This is a genomic window from Streptomyces sp. NPDC093600, assembly GCF_044764755.1.
Classification (GTDB): domain Bacteria; phylum Actinomycetota; class Actinomycetes; order Streptomycetales; family Streptomycetaceae; genus Streptomyces.
This window is the reverse complement of record NZ_JBIWIU010000002.1, coordinates 664842-681656: the sequence shown is the minus strand read 5'-3', so window position 1 is coordinate 681656 and position 16815 is coordinate 664842. Positions and strand designations below refer to the sequence as shown.

General features: G+C 71.6%; 14 protein-coding genes. 6 read left to right on the top strand and 8 right to left on the bottom strand.

Features of this window, described 5'->3' with window-relative positions:
- From hisB to hisD, 3 genes are read right to left on the bottom strand one after another with little or no spacing between them, the layout of a single operon-like run.
- Window positions 1-594, bottom strand: coding sequence for an imidazoleglycerol-phosphate dehydratase HisB (hisB, locus tag ACIRB4_RS08745; protein WP_158986436.1), 594 nt, complete (start codon window positions 592-594; stop codon window positions 1-3).
- Window positions 591-1712 carry a histidinol-phosphate transaminase gene (locus tag ACIRB4_RS08740; protein ID WP_403289346.1) on the bottom strand — a complete coding sequence of 374 codons (1122 nt, stop codon included), beginning with the start codon at window positions 1710-1712 and terminating at the stop codon, window positions 591-593. The genes hisB and ACIRB4_RS08740 overlap by 4 nt, the downstream gene beginning before the upstream one ends.
- Complete coding sequence (gene hisD / locus ACIRB4_RS08735) at window positions 1709-3049, bottom strand: histidinol dehydrogenase (protein ID WP_403289344.1); 1341 nt, start codon at window positions 3047-3049, stop codon at window positions 1709-1711. Before hisD ends, ACIRB4_RS08740 begins: the two co-directional genes overlap by 4 nt.
- A gap of 174 nt (window positions 3050-3223) precedes the next feature.
- On the opposite strand from hisD, the gene ACIRB4_RS08730 reads away from it, so the two are divergent.
- The 4 genes from ACIRB4_RS08730 (at window position 3224) to ybaK (ending at window position 7339) form a co-directional block, all read left to right on the top strand.
- Window positions 3224-4825 (top strand): oxidoreductase, encoded by a 1602-nt coding sequence (locus tag ACIRB4_RS08730; RefSeq protein ID WP_403289342.1) that lies wholly within the window; start codon window positions 3224-3226, stop codon window positions 4823-4825.
- Window positions 4826-5039: 214 nt separating this feature from the next.
- The gene (locus ACIRB4_RS08725; protein WP_403289340.1) at window positions 5040-6077 is read left to right on the top strand and encodes a hypothetical protein; all 1038 of its coding nucleotides are present in this window, start codon (window positions 5040-5042) and stop codon (window positions 6075-6077) included.
- A gap of 5 nt (window positions 6078-6082) precedes the next feature.
- Entirely contained in the window at window positions 6083-6820 is a 738-nt protein-coding gene (locus ACIRB4_RS08720; RefSeq protein ID WP_403289339.1) for an LON peptidase substrate-binding domain-containing protein, read from the top strand.
- A 12-nt stretch (window positions 6821-6832) separates the two neighbouring features.
- Window positions 6833-7339, top strand: coding sequence for a Cys-tRNA(Pro) deacylase (gene ybaK, locus ACIRB4_RS08715; RefSeq protein WP_403289338.1), 507 nt, complete (start codon window positions 6833-6835; stop codon window positions 7337-7339).
- A gap of 38 nt (window positions 7340-7377) precedes the next feature.
- Here the strand turns inward: ybaK and ACIRB4_RS08710 are convergent, their stop codons facing one another.
- From ACIRB4_RS08710 to ACIRB4_RS08695, 4 genes are read right to left on the bottom strand one after another with little or no spacing between them, the layout of a single operon-like run.
- Window positions 7378-8004, bottom strand: a complete 627-nt coding sequence (locus ACIRB4_RS08710) for a DUF2567 domain-containing protein (RefSeq protein WP_403289337.1) — start codon at window positions 8002-8004, stop codon at window positions 7378-7380.
- 34 nt (window positions 8005-8038) lie between these two features.
- Window positions 8039-8869 carry an ABC transporter permease gene (locus ACIRB4_RS08705; protein WP_403289336.1) on the bottom strand — a complete coding sequence of 277 codons (831 nt, stop codon included), beginning with the start codon at window positions 8867-8869 and terminating at the stop codon, window positions 8039-8041.
- A 31-nt stretch (window positions 8870-8900) separates the two neighbouring features.
- The gene (locus ACIRB4_RS08700) at window positions 8901-9866 is read right to left on the bottom strand and encodes an ABC transporter ATP-binding protein (protein WP_403289661.1); all 966 of its coding nucleotides are present in this window, start codon (window positions 9864-9866) and stop codon (window positions 8901-8903) included.
- A gap of 43 nt (window positions 9867-9909) precedes the next feature.
- Window positions 9910-11172 carry an NYN domain-containing protein gene (locus tag ACIRB4_RS08695; protein ID WP_403289335.1) on the bottom strand — a complete coding sequence of 421 codons (1263 nt, stop codon included), beginning with the start codon at window positions 11170-11172 and terminating at the stop codon, window positions 9910-9912.
- A gap of 236 nt (window positions 11173-11408) precedes the next feature.
- Between ACIRB4_RS08695 and ACIRB4_RS08690 the strand changes: the two genes are divergently transcribed.
- Window positions 11409-11579: a hypothetical protein gene (locus tag ACIRB4_RS08690; RefSeq protein WP_403289334.1), complete on the top strand. Its 171-nt coding sequence runs from the start codon at window positions 11409-11411 to the stop codon at window positions 11577-11579.
- Window positions 11580-11695: 116 nt separating this feature from the next.
- On the opposite strand, the gene dnaE is transcribed toward ACIRB4_RS08690, so the two are convergent.
- Window positions 11696-15235 (bottom strand): DNA polymerase III subunit alpha, encoded by a 3540-nt coding sequence (dnaE, locus tag ACIRB4_RS08685; protein WP_403289333.1) that lies wholly within the window; start codon window positions 15233-15235, stop codon window positions 11696-11698.
- A 223-nt stretch (window positions 15236-15458) separates the two neighbouring features.
- Between dnaE and ACIRB4_RS08680 the strand changes: the two genes are divergently transcribed.
- A complete protein-coding gene (locus ACIRB4_RS08680; RefSeq protein ID WP_403289332.1) occupies window positions 15459-16784 on the top strand; it encodes a DUF2252 domain-containing protein in 1326 nt (441 codons plus the stop codon).
- Window positions 16785-16815 lie beyond the last annotated feature (31 nt).

Below are 16815 nucleotides of genomic sequence, written 5' to 3'. Positions count from 1 at the left end.
TTAGAGCGCGCCCTTCGTGGAGGGCAGGATGCCGGCCGCGCGCGGGTCGCGCTCGGAGGCGTAGCGCAGGGCCCGGGCCAGCGCCTTGAACTGGCACTCCACGATGTGGTGGGCGTTGCGGCCGTACGGCACGTGGATGTGCAGCGCGATCTGGGCCTGGGCGACGAAGGACTCGAAGATGTGCCGGGTCATCGTCGTGTCGTAGGAGCCGATCATCGGCGCCATGTTCTCGGGCTCGGTGTGCACGAGGTAGGGGCGGCCGGAGAGGTCGACGGTCACCTGGGCCAGCGACTCGTCCAGGGGGACGGTGCAGTTGCCGAAGCGGTAGATGCCGACCTTGTCGCCGAGGGCCTGCTTGAAGGCGGCGCCCAGCGCGAGGGCGGTGTCCTCGATGGTGTGGTGCGAGTCGATGTGCAGGTCGCCGTCGGTCTTGACCGTGAGGTCGAACAGGCCGTGGCGGCCGAGCTGGTCGAGCATGTGGTCGTAGAAGCCGACGCCGGTGGCGACGTCGACCTTGCCGGTGCCGTCGAGGTCGATCTCGACGACGACGGAGGTCTCCTTGGTGGTGCGCTCGACCCGTCCTACGCGGCTCATGAGCTCTGCTCCTTCTTCAGTGCGCGAACCGCATCGAGGAACGCGTCGTTCTCTTCGGGGGTGCCGGCGGTGACCCGCAGCCAGCCCGGTACGCCGTTGTCCCGGACCAGGACGCCCCGGTCGAGGATCTTCTGCCAGGCCGCGTGGGAGCCCTCGGCTCCGTCGAAGCGGCCGAACTGGACGAAGTTGGCGTCGGACTCGGTGACGTCGAAGCCGATGGCCCGCAGTTCGGTGACCAGGCGGTCGCGCTCGGTCTTGAGCTGCTCGACGTAGCCGAGGAGCGTGTCGGTGTGCTCCAGGGCGGCCAGCGCGGTGGCCTGGGTGACGGCGGACAGGTGGTACGGCAGGCGTACGAGCTGAACGGCGTCGACCACGGCGGGGTGGGCGGCGAGATAGCCCAGGCGCAGTCCGGCGGCGCCGAAGGCCTTGGACATGGTGCGGGAGACGACCAGGTTCGGCCGGCCCTCGATCAGCGGCAGCAGCGAGTCGCGGTGGCTGAATTCCACGTACGCCTCGTCGACCACGACCAGCGAGGGCTTGGCGGCCTGGGCGGCCTCGTACAGCGCGAGCACGGTCTCGGCCTCGACGGCCGTGCCTGTGGGGTTGTTGGGCGAGGTGATGAAGACGACGTCGGGGCGGTGTTCGGCGATCGTCTTCTCGGCCGCCTCGACGTCGATGGTGAAGTCGTCGCCGCGCGGTCCGGAGATCCAGCCGGTGCCGGTGCCGCGGGCGATGAGCGCGTGCATCGAGTACGAGGGTTCGAAGCCGATGGCCGTACGGCCGGGGCCGCCGAAGGTCTGCAGCAGCTGCTGGAGGACCTCGTTGGAGCCGTTGGCGGCCCACACGTTCTCGGCGGAGACCGGGTACTTTCCGGTACGGGTGAGATGGCGGGCGAGCTCGGTGCGCAGCTCGACGGCGTCCCGGTCGGGGTAGCGGTTGAGGCCGCGGGCGGCCTCGGCGACCCGCTCCGCGATCCGGGCCACGAGGGGCTCGGGCAGCGGGTAGGGGTTCTCGTTGGTGTTCAGCTGGACGGGGACGTCGAGCTGGGGCGCGCCGTACGGGGACTTGCCGCGCAGCTCGTCGCGGATGGGCAGATCGTCGATGCGGATCTCGGTCACTGCGTGGGGACCTTCCAGCCGAACCGGGCCTTGAGCGCGGCGCCGTGGGCGGGCAGGTCCTCGGCCTCCGCGAGGGTCACCACGTGGTGCGTGACCTCGGCGAGGGCGTCGCGGGTGTAGTCCACGATGTGGATGCCGCGCAGGAAGGACTGCACGGACAGGCCTGAGGAGTGGCAGGCGCAGCCGCCGGTGGGCAGCACGTGGTTGGAGCCGGCGCAGTAGTCGCCGAGGGAGACCGGCGCCCAGGGGCCGACGAAGATGGCGCCGGCGTTGCGGACGCGGTCGGCGCGCGCGGCGGCGTCGGCGGTCTGGATCTCCAGGTGCTCGGCGCCGTACGCGTCGACGACCTTGAGGCCGTCCTCCAGGTCGCGGACGAGGACGATCGCCGACTGCTTTCCGGCCAGAGCCGGCACGATCCGGTCGTCGATGTGCTTGGAGGCGGCGACCTGGGTCTTGAGCTCGGCCTCGGTGGCGGCGGCGAGCTCCTCGGAGTCGGTGACGAGGACGGCGGCGGCCATCGGGTCGTGCTCGGCCTGGCTGATCAGGTCGGCGGCGACGTGCACCGGGTCGGCGGTGGAGTCCGCGAGGATCGCGATCTCGGTCGGCCCGGCCTCGGCGTCGATGCCGATACGGCCCTTGAGGAGGCGCTTGGCGGCGGCGACGTAGATGTTGCCGGGGCCGGTGACGAGGTTGACGGGGGCGCAGCCGGGCGCGTCCTCGGTGGCCTCGGTGCCGTAGGCGAACATGGCGATGGCCTGGGCGCCGCCCGCGGCGTACACCTCGTCGACGCCGAGCAGCGCGCAGGCGGCGAGGATCGTCGGGTGCGGCAGGCCCCCGAACTCCTTCTGCGGCGGCGAGGCGATGGCAACGCCCTCGACGCCGGCCTCCTGGGCGGGGACGACGTTCATGACGACGGACGAGGGGTACACGGAGCGGCCGCCGGGGACGTAGAGGCCCACGCGCTCGACCGGGACCCACTTCTCGGTGACCGTGCCGCCGGGCACGACCTGCGTGGTGTGGGTGGTGCGGCGCTGCTCGCGGTGGACGATCCTGGCGCGGCGGATGGACTCCTCCAGGGCCGCCCGGACCGCCGGGTCCAGCTCGTCGAGGGCGCGGGCGATCGTCTCGGCGGGGACCCGCAGGTCGGTGACGCGTACGCCGTCGAACTTCTCCCCGTAGTCGATCACCGCGACCGCGCCATGATGCCGTACGTCCTCGCAGATCGGCCGCACCTTCTCCAGGGCGGCTTCCACGTCGAACTCGGCACGGGGCAGCAGGTCGCGCAGTGCGCCACCCTCGGGGAGGGCGTCGCCGCGCAGATCGATTCGAGAGATCACGGGTCAATTCTCTCAGACGCCCCACAGGCGCCGGACGTCCGTATCACTGGCTGATACGAGCCACACTGGCGTCTTGTCGCCACAGCTGACCGTTAGCGTTCAGTCCGTCACTCAGCGGGAAGAACGGCTGTACGAATCCAGGGAAACGGGTTCGTGGAAAGCGAGGGGGCGGCAGTGACCGAGCCGCACGAGGACGGTATGCCGGACGGTCTCACGGGCCCGGAGCGGTCCATGTGGTGGGCGTTCCGGGTGGGCGGGACATGCGACATGAGCGACGGCGACGCGGTGCGGGACGATCCGTTCGGATCGCATCCGTGGGGGGACGAGCGCAGCGTGCGGGCCGAGGTGGTGGCTCTGCTGCTGCTCGACGGCCCGGCGGCCCGGTCGGGGCGGGTCGCGGCGCTGAAGCTGCGGGGGGTGCGGATCACGGGGGCGCTGAACCTCGCCGGCGGGACGATAGGCCCGTACGTGGAGTTGAACCGCTGCCGGTTCGACAGCGAGATCGTGCTGCCCGAGGCGCACTTCGGGACGCTGCGGATGGTGGAGTGCGCCATACCGCGCCTGGAGGCGGCGCGGCTGCACACCGCGGGCGACCTCCATCTGCCGCGCTGCCGGGTGAAGCGGGGCATCCGGCTCACCGACGCGCAGATCGGCACGGACCTGCTGATCAACCAGATCCAGGTGTGGCCCGACCGGCAGGGCCGGGCGATCACCGCGGACGGTCTCGTGGTGGCGCAGGACCTGCAGGCCGAGCTGATCGAGACACATGGCGAGCTGAGCCTGCGCGGCGCGAAGGTGGGCGTCTCGCTCAGTCTGCGGGGCAGCGTGCTGCGCGGGGCGCAGGAGCGGCGGGCGCTGAACGCGCCGCAGCTGACGGTGGAGCGCTCGCTGTATCTGAACGCGGCCTGGGTGTACGACTCCACGGGGAACGCCACGGCCACTCCCCCGTACGGCATCGGGTACACCCCGGTGCGGGGGGCGCGGCGCAAGCCGGTCGAGTGCCATGGCGGGGTGCGGCTCGACGACGGGCGGTTCGGGGACGCGGTGGACCTGCACTACGCCCGCTTCGTGCTGAACGGGGCGCACCGCGAGGAGGTGTCGCTGCGCCGGATCGTCACGCCGGAGCTGCGGTTCAACGGCGAGCGCCCGGAGGAGGGGCGGGTGGTGCTCAACGGCGCCAAGATCGTGACCCTGATCGACCTGTCGACCAGCTGGCCGGGGCCCGGCGGGCTCGCGATCAACGGTTTCGTCTACGAGAACCTGGTGCCGTACGGCCACTTCCCCCTGGCCAGACGCCTTGAGTGGGTGGCGGCGGCGACGCCGGAGTACGCCCCGGAGCCGTACGAACGGCTGGCGACGGTGCTGCGTGCCAGCGGGGAGGACGCGGACGCCCGGGAGGTGCTGCTCGCCAAGCAGCGCAGACGCCGGGAGACGCTGCCGGTGGCCGGCAAGCTGTGGGGCTATCTCCAGGACTGGACGGTGGCGTACGGCTACCGCCCGGGCCGGGCGGCGCTGTGGATGGCGGTGCTGTGGGCGGCCGGTGCGGTGGCGTTCTCGCGCTACGAACCGGTGCCGCTGAAGGGGGACGAGTCCCCTCGGTGGAACGCCACGCTGTACGCGCTCGATCTGCTGCTGCCGGTGATCAACCTGGGCCAGGACGGCTACTGGCGGCTGGAGGGCGCCTGGCAGTGGGTCTCGACCGTGCTGATCCTGCTGGGGTGGGTCCTGGCGACGACGGTGGCGGCGGGGGCGTCGAGGCTGCTGAGGCGGGGCTAGGGCGGTGTGGGGGGCGCTGGCGGGGGCGGGGCGGGCGGTGTCGTGGTGAGCGGGAGCGCGGTGCCGGGGGGGCGCGGGCGGGGCGCGCGGCGCGCGCATTCCAGCGGATCCCACCTCTTTCTTTACCCGGTCTTGACCTCGGTCAGGACAACTTTCCCGCCGCTACCAAAGCTTCACAGCTCTCCACTGGCGCCGCCCTCACCTGCGGTTTTCAATGGTCCGCACCATGTCATTGCTCCGCGCCCTGATCGGCACCGCCCGACTCGTCCGGCACGCGCCCCGGCTCACCGCCGCCCTGCCGCCGGACGACGACGTGCTGCTCGACGTGCCGGACGAGCGGCTCGCCCCCGCGCTGGTCGCCGCCGCCCTGGCGGACCCCGAGCCGGCGGCCAAGCTCCTCGCCACCACCCGGGAGGCCGCCGAATGGGAGAACCGTGACCGGTACGTCGCCCGGCTGGCCACCTTCGCCTACAGCCGTGACGAGTGGCTGTCCCACTGGCTCGCCGCCACGCCCCGCGACCCCGACGCCCTTCTCGTCAAGGCTCAGCTGGCGGTGCGCAGGGCGTGGGAGTCGCCGGCCCGCGCCGAGCGGCTGCGCGAGCTGGGTCCGCTGATCGACGCGGCCTCCGAGGCGGCACCGCGCGACCCGGTGCCGTGGCGCCTCGCCCTGGACCACGCGCGCGGCACGCACGCCGGGCACTCGGTCTTCGAGGCGCTGTGGGAGCAGGCGGTGCGCCGCTCCCCGCACCACTACGGCTGCCATGTCGCCGCCCTGAAGTACCTCTCGGCCCAGTGGTACGGCTCGCACCGCGAGTGCTTCGACTTCGCGGAGCAGGCCGCCGAGGACGCGCTGCCCGGCTCGCTGATCCAGGCGCTGCCCGCCCGGGCCGCCTTCGCCGAGCTCCTGGTCGGCCACGGCCACCCGCACGAGGACCGGATCGACGCGGCGGCGGACCGGGCGATCGCGCTGTCCGCCGACTATCCGGACGGCGATCCGTGGCCCGCCGAGGTCCGCAACGTGCTCGTCTACGTCCTGCTGCGGCGCCGGCGGTGGGACGAGGCGCTGGAGGAGTTCCGGCGGGTGGGGGCGTACGCCACGTCCTTCCCGTGGACGCTGGTGGGCGAGGATCCGCTCGCCCGGTTCCTCGCCGCGCGGGACGCGGCCCGGCTGGAAGTCGCCCGTACGACACCCCTGCGGGGAGCCGGACAGGGACGGGCCGGACGAGGCGGGCCCCGCGACCATTACGCTTGACCGCTGTGACCACCGCTCGCCTGCCCCTCTTTCCGCTCAACGCGGTGCTGTTCCCAGGCCTCGTGCTGCCCCTGAACGTCTTCGAGGAGCGATATCGCGCCATGATGCGCGAGCTGCTGAAGACCGACGAGTCGGAGCCGCGCCGCTTCGTCGTCGTGGCGATCCGCGACGGCCGTGAGGTCGCGCAGACCGCACCGGGCATGCCGGACCCGACGGCGCAGCCGGAGAAGGGACCGGCCGCGGGTTTCGGTTCCGATCCGATCCAGGCGTTCCACCGGGTCGGCTGCATCGCCGACGCGGCGACGATCCATGAGCGCGCGAACGGCAGCTTCGAGGTGATGGCGACGGGGACGACCCGGGTGAAGCTGCTCTCGGTCGACGCGAGCGGGCCGTTCCTGGTCGCGGAGGTCGAGGAGATCCCGGAGGAGCAGGGCGAGGAGGCGGCCACGCTCGCCGAGGGCGTGCTGCGGGCGTTCCGGAACTACCAGAAGCGGCTCGCGGGGGCGCGGGAGCGGTCGCTGACGACGAGTGAGCTGCCGGACGATCCGTCGGTGGTGTCGTACCTGGTCGCCGCGGCCGCGGTGCTCGACACCCCGGCGAAGCAGCGGCTGCTGCAGGCGCCGGACACGGCGACGCGGCTGCGCGAGGAACTGGCGCTGCTGCGGGCGGAGACGGCGGTGCTGCGGCATCTGCCGTCGCTGCCGGCGGTCGACCTGACGCGGGCGCCGACGAGCCCGAACTGACGGAGGAGCCCTGTGGCGAAGAAGCAGAAGAAGGCGGCCAACGGGGGCGGCGGAACTCCGGCGACGGTGGCGCTGGCGGCGGCGGGCACGCCGTTCACGCTCCACGCGTACGACCACGACCCGGCGTCGCCGTCGTACGGCGAGGAGGCGGCGGAGGCGCTGGGCGTGACGCCCGAGCGCGTCTTCAAGACCCTGGTCGCGGACGTGGACGGCGAACTTACGGTCGCCGTCGTGCCGGTCGCGGGCCAGCTGGACCTCAAGGCGCTGGCCTCGGCGGTGGGCGGCAAGCGCGCGGCGATGGCGGACCCGGCGGCCGCGGAACGCACCACGGGCTATGTCCGTGGCGGCATCTCCCCGCTGGGCCAGCGCAAACGCCTCCGCACGGTCCTCGACTCCTCGGCCGCCACCCACGCGACGATCTGCGTCTCGGCGGGCCGCCGCGGCCTGGAGGTCGAGCTCTCCCCGACGGACCTGGCCACCCTGACGACAGCGGTCCTGGCCCCGATCGGCCGCGCCTAGGGACTTGCGTCCCGATCAGGCCGGGACGGCGGAAGGCCTCAGAGCTGATCCGGCGCGGTCGGGGGCCATTCCGGTTCCGGGTCCCGGGGGCCGAACACCGCCGTCACGCCCAGGTGGACGATCATCGCCGCCAGCGGCCACGCCAGGATCGCCCCCTGCCACATCTCCAGCTTCAGCGGCGCGTCGAACACCACGTTCGGCCCGACCGCCTTCGCATGGCCCACGACATCGTGCGTCGGCCCCAGATACGTCCCCACGCCCCAGGCGAGCAGCGATCCCAGCACGCCGCCCGCCGCAAGGCCGAGGACGAGTCCGACCCCGCCGTGCCGGTGGAAGAGGAAGACGACCAGCGCCGCGACCGCCCCGAAGCCCAGTGCGAGGAGCACGAACGTGCCGTCCGCGCCGATCGCCGCCTCGCCCTCGCTGTGCCGCAGGAACACCGCCTTGCCGTCGGAGATCAGCGGCACCCTCGGCGCCAGCCACAGCCAGAGCAGCCCCAGCGCCGTCCCGGCCACCGTCGAGACGGCGGCCACCACGGCGGCCTGCCGCAGCTCCGTGGCCGTGCTCGGTACGCCGTCGTTCTCGGACAGCGGAGGGTACGGCGAGGGCCACGCATGGGCGTCGTGCGGCTGCGGCTGGTGAGGCGGTGTCAGAGGTGCGGTCACACGGCCATCGTGCCAGGTCCCCCCGCGCGCCGCCTCAGCGGACCGCCGCCCGCCGGTACGCCCACGTCGCCACCGCCAGCGACACCACACCGACCGCCCCGCACACCGCGAGGTCGAGCCCGACCGCCGCCCAGTCCGGCCGCGGATCGAACGTCCGGGCGAGCGCCTCCACGCCGTACGTCGACGGCAGCAGGTCCCGTGCCCAGCCGATCGGCCCGGGCAGCCGGTCCGCCGGCAGGACACCGAGCAGCAGCGCCGCCGACATGCCCAGCTGACCGAGGAGCGTGGCGATCTCCTGACGCGGCGCGAGCAGCCCGAGCGCCGCTCCGAGCCCCGCGAGCGCCGCCCCGGCCAGCGGCACGACCGCCGCGAGGATCCACAGGTGAGTGAGGGGAAGCCCGAAGAGCACGGACCCGATGACGGCGGTCACCACCGTCCCGGGCACGGTGAAGGAGGCGTACGCGCCGGCCGCGCCCAGGACCACGGCCGCCGGCGGCACCGGCAGCGTCGCGTAGTGGTCGAGCCCGCCGCCCGCCCGCAGCTGCCCGAAGTACTGGGCGAGCAGGTTGAGCGCGACGAAGGCGACCACGAGGACGGACGAACCGGCCACCACGGCGCGCGCCTCCGCCCCGCCGTCGACGACACCCCGCATCAGCACCATGATCCCGACGGACTGGAACGTCGCCACGAAGAGCAGCGGGATGCGCGAGACCCGGGCGCGCGAGAGCTGCGCGCGGTACACGGCGGCGAGGGCGGGCAGCAGCCTGGCCCGCGGCGCGAGGGGCGCGGCGCCCTCCCTGTCGCCGTCACGGGCCTGGGCGACCGGCGCACCGGCCGACCGGGCCTCGGCGGGCACGATGCTCACTGCGTCCTGCTCCTGTCACTCGGGCGATGCGTCACGCCTTCACCAGTCCCTTGGTCTCGCCGCCCAGCGCCAGGTACACGTCCTCCAGGCTCGGCGTCGCCAGCGTGAAGTCGTCCAGGGCCGCGAACGCGGCGCCTCCCGTGACGGCGGCGACCGCCGCCCGGGCCTCGTCGGGGGCGAGCCGGAGGGTCCAGCGCCGGCCGGACTCCTGCGCGGAGGCCCGCAGCGCGGCGACCTCGGGGACGTCGAGGGGGGCGCGTTCGCGCCAGACGAGGTCGAGCCGGACCTCGCCGGCGACGCGTTCCTTGAGCCCGGTCGGGGTGTCGCAGGCGATGACCCGGCCCCGTTCGAGGACGGCAACCCGGTCCAGTACGGTCTCGGCCTCGATCACGTTGTGGGTGACGAGCAGCACGGTCGTGCCGTGTTCGGCGCGCCGCCGGTCGACGGCGGCCCAGACGGCCCGCCGGGCGATCGGGTCCATGCCGGTGGTGGGTTCGTCGAGGACGAGGACCGGCCGCTGTCCGATCAGGGCGGCGGCGACGCAGGCGAGCCGTCGCTGGCCGCCGGAGAGCTTCTTCAGGGGGCGTCCGGCGAGCTCGGTCAGGCCGAGCTCCTCCAGGACGGCGTCGCGCGCGGCCCGCGCGTCGCGGGCGGTCAGACCGCGCAGCCGTCCGGTGGTCTCGGCGGCGAGTGCGACCGTCAGCTCGTCGAGCGCGGTGGACTCCTGGCCGAGGTAGGAAAGCAGCCGCGCGGCGCGCTCCGGGTGGCGTACGAGGTCGTGGCCGAGCAGCTCGACGGTGCCGGAGTCGGGGCGCATGAGGCCGGTCAGCTGGCGGACGAGGGTGGACTTGCCGGCGCCGTTGGGGCCGAGCAGGCCGAAGATCTCGCCGCCGCGGACGTCCAGGCTGATGCCGTCGGTGGCTCGCACCTCGGGGGTCGCGGGCGCCCCTCGCCTGCCGCGCGCGGCGGGGTACGTCTTGACCAGATCCCGCACCACGCACACCGTACTCACGAGGGATGAGCCTACGGGGTCGCCGGGCCTACTCCCCCGCGGGGGCGTGTTCCGCGGCGGCCCGGACGTCGATCTCGCGCCAGAACCCGGCCCGGATGGCATACCGGTCGTGCTCGTCGATCTGGTCGTCCTTGTGGGCGAGCAGGCCGAACCGTGCCGCGTACCGGAGGAGTTCGCCGTCGATGCGGTGCGGGATGCGCGGGTACATCGTGGAGAGCCGCTGGACATGGGCCTGCTCCGGGAGCCGTTCCATCCAGCGGCGGGCGAACACCTGTCCCACCTCGAAGGGGTCGCCGCCGACGGTGGTGATGTCCTCCTCGCGGTCGGCCCAGCGCTGCTCGGCGCTGGTGAGCTGGGCGAGGGTGGGCAGCGAGGCCGTCTCCGCGGGTTCGCCGAGGGAGCTGCCGGGGCGTTCGATCCAGCCCTTGTCGGAGGACCAGCGCAGGGTCGCGTTGGCCGGCGGCTGGGGGGCGGCCGGGGCGCCGGGGCCGCGCAGCCCGGCGAGGTCCTTGGGGGTGGGGACGCCCTTGCCCGCGCCGGGTGCGGGGACGGGCGCCGCCGATCCGTTCGGGGAGGGCGCGGAGGGGGCGGGGGCCGGGGTTCCGTTCTGTCCGGCGGCCGCGGCGGCGGCCTCGGCGGCCCGTTCCGCGGAGGCGGCGAGCGCCGATTCGGGCAGCGGGGCGGAGAGGATCGCGGCGATCTCGGGGCGGGGGGCGGGCGCGGGCGCGCAGAGGCCGGCGAGGTCCTTGGCGCGGACGGCGCGGGTGATCCAGGCGCGGTCGAGGACCCGGCGCTCGTCGGCCTCGGCGACGAGGTCCTCGGACTGGTTGTAGTCGCCGTCGGCGGCCTGGACGGCCCAGAGGTGGACGGCGACGCCGTGTTCCTTGGCGGACATCAGGCCGGGCAGGAGGTCGCCGTCGCCGGTCACGAGGACGACGTCGGAGCAGGCGCGGTTTCTGGCCAGTTCGGTGAGTTCGGCGTGCATGGCGGCGTCGACGCCCTTCTGCGCCCAGCGGCCGTCGCTGCGGGTCAGGGCGCCGAGCCGGACGGTGACGCGGGGCATCACACGCAGCCGGCGGTGTTCGGGCTGGGGCACGCGGTCGGGTGCGCCGTCGAACCAGTAGATGCGCAGCAGGGGCTGTTCGGTGTCGGCCTCGGCGCGTTCGCGCAGGCCCTGGATGAGGGCGGCGTGGTCGACGGTGATCCGGGAGCGGGCCGGTTCCCCGGCGAGGAGGCTCGCGGCGGCGCCCAGCAGATAGCCGGCGTCCACGAGAACGACGCAGCGGTCCACGTGTTCCACCCTCTTTCGGGAACCTCGGGATCGGGAGGTGCTTCGGAATCCTTCGAGTCTGCCCGACGGCCGGGAGGTTGAAGGCCGGAACTGGATCATCGGCGTGGCGGATGTCACACGCCGGGCGTGCTTCCGGGCGCGCTCACGGTCCGTAATGATCCAAAATGCGGCGGTTCATACCGTATGTGAGTCTGACAGCGGCCCTGGCCCCGAGATCCCCCCGAGGAGGCATCACCATGGCCAAGAACAAGAACCAGAACCGTCCGCAGAAGCAGTCCCCGGCCGAGCGCGGCACCCAGCAGGCGCAGCAGTCGGCGATGGAGTCGCAGACCGAGCAGCGCGCCGCGCAGGTGACTCCCGGCGACATGGCCCGCAAGGGCCGGCAGAAGCGCTTCGGCCACAACTGATCCCACGACGGATCGGTCCGCAGGTATGCGGAAGGGGCGCGCCCGTGACGACGGGCGCGCCCCTTCCGCATACCGCCCGGCCTTCCCCGGCCGGGCGGGACGGGCTGCGGGACGGGCTATCCGGCCAGGCAGGACGGGCCGAGCAGCACCTTCAGGTCACCGAAGAGCGCCGGGTCGGGCTGGACGCGGTGCCGGTCGAGCCGGAGCACGGTCGTCTTCCGCGGGCCCTGGAGTTTGATCCGTACCTCGGTGTTGCCCTTGTGGTGCCCGAGGATCTCGCCGAGCCGGCTGATCATCGGCGGGGTGACCTTCACCGTCGGGATGGTGAGCACGACGGGCGCGTTGGTGCCGGAGTTCGACAGGTCGGGGACCATCAGCTCCATCGCGACCAGCCGGGGGACGTCCTCGCGCTTGTCGAGGCGGCCCTTGACGAAGACGACCGTGTCCTCGACGAGCTGGGTGGAGACCAGCTGGTACGTGGCCGGGAAGAACATGCACTCGATGGAGCCGGCCAGGTCCTCCACGGTGGCGATGGCCCAGGCGTTGCCCTGCTTGGTCATCTTGCGCTGGAGGCCGGAGATGATGCCGCCGATGGTGACGACCGCCCCGTCGGCGTGCTCGCCGCCGGTCAGCTGGGAGATTCCGGCGTCCGTCTTGTCGGACAGCACGTGCTCCAGGCCGAAGAGCGGATGGTCGGAGACGTAGAGGCCGAGCATCTCGCGCTCCTGGGCCAGGAGGTACGCCTTCTCCCACTCGACGTCGGAGAACTCGACGTCCAGGCCGAAGCCGGGCTCGTCGGTGGCCTCGTCGCCCATCCCGCCGAAGAGGTCGAACTGTCCCTCGGCCTCCTTGCGCTTGACCGCCACCACGTTGTCGATCATCGGTTCGTGGTGGGCGACCAGGCCCTTGCGGGTGTGGCCCATCTCGTCGAAGGCGCCGGCCTTGATCAGCGATTCGACGGTCCGCTTGTTGCAGACGACCGCCTCGACCTTGTCGAGGAAGTCGGGGAAGGAGCTGTACTTCCCCTTGGCCTTGCGCGTCCTGATGATCGACTCGACGACGTTGGTGCCGACGTTGCGGACGGCGGAGAGGCCGAAGAGGATCACGTCGTCGCCCTGGGCGGCGAAGTTCGACTCGGACTCGTTCACATTGGGCGGCAGGACCTTGATGCCCATGCGGCGGCACTCGTTGAGGTAGACCGCGGACTTGTCCTTGTCGTCCTTGACCGAGGTCAGCAGTCCCGCCATGTACTCGGCGGGGTGGTTGGCCTTGAGGTAGGCGGTCCAGTAGGAGACCAGGCCGTACGCGGCGGAGTGCGCCTTGTTGAAGGCGTAGCCGGCGAAGGGGACCAGCACGTCCCAGAGGGCCTGGATGGCCTCGTCGCTGTAGCCGTTCTTCTTGGCGCCGGCCTGGAAGATGGTGAAGTTCTTCGCCAGCTCCTCGGGCTTCTTCTTGCCCATCACGCGGCGGAGGATGTCGGCCTCGCCGAGGGAGTACCCGGCGATGATCTGGGCGGCCTTCTGCACCTGCTCCTGGTACACGATCAGGCCGTAGGTGACGCCGAGGACCTCCCGGAGCGGCTCTTCCAGCTCGGGATGGATCGGGGTGATCTCCTGCTGGCCGTTCTTGCGCAGGGCGTAGTTGGTGTGCGAGTTCATGCCCATCGGGCCCGGCCGGTACAGGGCCGAGACGGCGGAGATGTCTTCGAAGTTGTCGGGCTTCATCAGCCGCAGCAGGGACCGCATGGGTCCGCCGTCGAACTGGAAGACGCCGAGGGTGTCACCGCGCTGGAGCAGCTCGAAGGTCTTGGGGTCGTCGAGCGGCAGGGAGAGGAGATCGATGTCGATCCCCTTGTTGGACTTCACCATCTTGACGGCGTCGTCCATGATCGTCAGGTTGCGCAGGCCGAGGAAGTCCATCTTCAGCAGGCCGAGCGACTCGCAGCTCGGGTAGTCCCACTGCGTGATGGTGACGCCGTCGGTGTGCCGCACCCAGAGGGGGGCGTGGTCGACGATCGGCTCGCTGGACATGATCACGCCGGCCGCGTGCACGCCCATCTGCCGGACGAGCCCCTCCACACCCTTCGCGGTGTCGATGACCTTCTTCACGTCCGGCTCGTTCTCGTACATCGCCCGGATCTCGCCCGCCTCGCTGTAGCGCGGGTGGGAGGGGTCGGTGATGCCGTTGAGGTCGATGCCCTTGCCGAGGACGTCGGCGGGCATGGCCTTGGTGAGCCGGTCGCCCATCGCGTACGGGTAGCCGAGGACGCGGGCGGAGTCCTTGATCGCGTTCTTCGCCTTGATCTTGCCGTACGTGCCGATCATGGCGACCTTGTCGGAGCCGTACTTCTCGGTCACGTACCGGATCACCTCGACGCGCCTGCGCTCGTCGAAGTCGATGTCGACATCGGGCATCGAGATGCGCTCGGGGTTGAGGAAGCGCTCGAAGATCAGACCGTGCGGAATCGGGTCGAGGTCGGTGATGCCCAGGGCGTACGCGACGATCGAACCGGCCGCGGAGCCTCGGCCGGGGCCGACGGCGATGCCCTGCTTCTTCGCCCACATGATGAAGTCGGCGACGACGAGGAAGTAGCCGGGGAACCCCATCGAGATGATGGTGTCCATCTCGTACTCGGCCTGCTTGAGGCGGTCCTCGGGGATGCCGCCGGGGAAGCGGCGGTGCATGCCCCGCATGGTCTCCTCGCGGAACCAGGTGACCTCGGTGTAGCCCTCGGGGATGTCGAACTTCGGCATGAGGTTCTTGGCCTCGAACATGCCCGTGGTGTCGACCTGCTCGGCGACCAGCCGCGTGTTGGCGCAGCCCTCCTGCCAGGCGTCCGAGGAGTCGATGGCGTACATCTCGTCCGTGGACTTGAGGTAGTAGCCGGTGCCGTCGAACTTGAAGCGGTCCGGGTCGGAGAGGTTCTTGCCGGTCTGGATGCACAGCAGCGCGTCGTGGGCGCCGGCCTCGTGGGCGTACGTGTAGTGCGAGTCGTTGGTGACCAGCGGCGGGATGCCGAGCTTCTTGCCGATCTCCAGGAGGCCGTCGCGGACGCGGCGCTCGATCTCGATGCCGTGGTCCATCAGCTCCAGGAAGTACCGCTCCTTGCCGAAGATGTCCTGGTACTCGGAGGCGGCCTTCAGGGCCTCGTCGAACTGGCCGAGGCGCAGCCGGGTCTGGAGCTCGCCGGAGGGGCAGCCGGTGGAGGCGATCAGGCCCTCCGACCACTGCGCGATGGTCTCCTTGTCCATACGCGGCCACTTCTGCAGCCAGCCCTCGGCGTAGGCGTCGGAGGAGAGCCGGAAGAGGTTGTGCAGACCGGTGGCGTTCGCCGCCCAGATCGTCTTGTGGGTGTAGCCACCGGAACCGGAGACGTCGTCGCGCTTCTGGTGCGGCTGGCCCCACAGGATCTTCCGCTTGTTGCGCCGGGACTCGGGGGCGACGTACGCCTCGATGCCGATGATCGGCGTCACCCCGGCCTTCTTCGCGGAGTGGAAGAAGTCGTACGCCCCGTGGAGGTTGCCGTGGTCCGACATCGCGATGTGGGACATGCCCATCTCGTTGCACGCGTCGAACATGTCCTTGAGCCGCGCGGCACCGTCCAGCAGGGAGTACTGGGTGTGGACGTGAAGGTGCGTGAAGGGCGGCTTGGTCACGGCGGAAGGCCTCCAAAACAGTCTGGGGGGACAGCCAGGAAGTCTACGGCTCTCCACTGACAACCGAGGGCGAACACCGCGGGGCGGAGCCCCCTCGGTGAGGGGTGGGGGCCGGGCGACGGGCGGGCACTCGGCGGTACCGTCGCGCGTTGGGAGACGCGGAACACGCGTCCGTCTGTCATGCACCATTTTGCGCCAGAGCCCGCACCAGGAGGCACCCTCGATGTCGGTCCCCCAGCCCACCGCCGTGGAGCGCGGTGAGCAGATCCTCGCCGTCTTCGACACCGCGTTCGGTGATCTCCTCGCCGCCGACCCGGCCGCCTTCCGGGTCAAGTTCCGGAAGATGGCCGGTTCCGCTTTCGCCTTCTACCGGGGCACGGCGTGCCTGTTCTACGCCGACCTGGAGCGGGAGCGTCGCGGCGGTCCGTATCTGGACGAGCGGACCGGCCGGGTCTGGATCCACGGCGATCTGCACGCGGAGAACTTCGGTACGTACATGGACGCCAACGGCCGCCTGGTCTTCAACGTCAACGACTTCGACGAGGCGTACGTGGGCCCCTTCACCTGGGACCTGAAGCGGCTCTCGGCCTCGCTGGCGCTGATCGGGTACGCCAAGGCGCTCAGTGACCTGCAGATCACCGAGCTGGTACGGATCTACGCCGCCGCCTACCGGGAGCGGATCCACGCCCTGGCGGCGGGCGGGAAGAACGACGATCTCCCGCCCTTCACGCTGGACACGGCCGACGGCGCGCTCCTGGCCGCCCTGCGCGACGCCCGCGCCAAGACCCGGTTCGGGCTGCTGGCCTCGATGACGGAGATCCGGGACTTCGAGCGCCGTTTCACCTCGGGCGCCGGCTCCGTCGAGCTGGACGCGGCCACCCGCTACAAGGTCCTGGCCGCCTTCGACGGCTATCTGGAGACGCTTCCGGAGTCCAGTTTGACCCGGCCCGACTCGTACCGGGTCAAGGACGTCGTCGGCCGGCGCGGGATCGGTATCGGCTCGGCCGGCCTGCCGTCGTACAACATCCTGCTCGAGGGCAACAGCGACGCCCTGGAGAACGACGTCGTGATCTACATGAAGCAGGCGCAGACACCGGCGGTCTCGCGCCATGTGACGGACGCCGCCGTGCGGGAGTACTTCCAGCACGAGGGCCACCGCACGGTCATCTCGCAGCGGGCGCTGCAGGCGCACGCCGACCCGTGGCTGGGCTGGACGGAGCTGGACGGCTCGGGGCAGCTGGTCGCGGAGGTCTCGCCGTACGCGGTGGACCTGGACTGGTCGGACATCGACGACCCGGAGGAGATCGCGGCGACCGTCGCCGACCTGGGCCGGGCGACGGCGACGATGCACGCGGCGGCGGACGACTCCAGCGGCCACTCGCTGGTGCCGTTCTCGACCGAGCGGGCCATCGACGCGGCGATCGCCGCCGACGAGGACGGCTTCGGGGACCTCCTGGTGGACTTCGCCCACAGCTACGGCGCACGCGCGCGTGCCGACCACCAGATCTTCGTGGACCTGTTCCGCAACGGCCGGATCCCGGGCCTCTGATTCGTTCACAGGGAGCCCTTAGGAGGGTCTT

What these genes read in the sequence shown, in the direction of transcription:
- hisB (WP_158986436.1), bottom strand. Translation starts at nt 594, where the DNA reads ATGAGCCGCGTAGGACGGGTCGAGCGCACCACCAAGGAGACCTCCGTC.
- ACIRB4_RS08725 (WP_403289340.1), top strand. Translation starts at nt 5,040, where the DNA reads ATGGTCCGCACCATGTCATTGCTCCGCGCCCTGATCGGCACCGCCCGA.
- ACIRB4_RS08690 (WP_403289334.1), top strand. Translation starts at nt 11,409, where the DNA reads ATGGCCAAGAACAAGAACCAGAACCGTCCGCAGAAGCAGTCCCCGGCC.
- ACIRB4_RS08680 (WP_403289332.1), top strand. Translation starts at nt 15,459, where the DNA reads ATGTCGGTCCCCCAGCCCACCGCCGTGGAGCGCGGTGAGCAGATCCTC.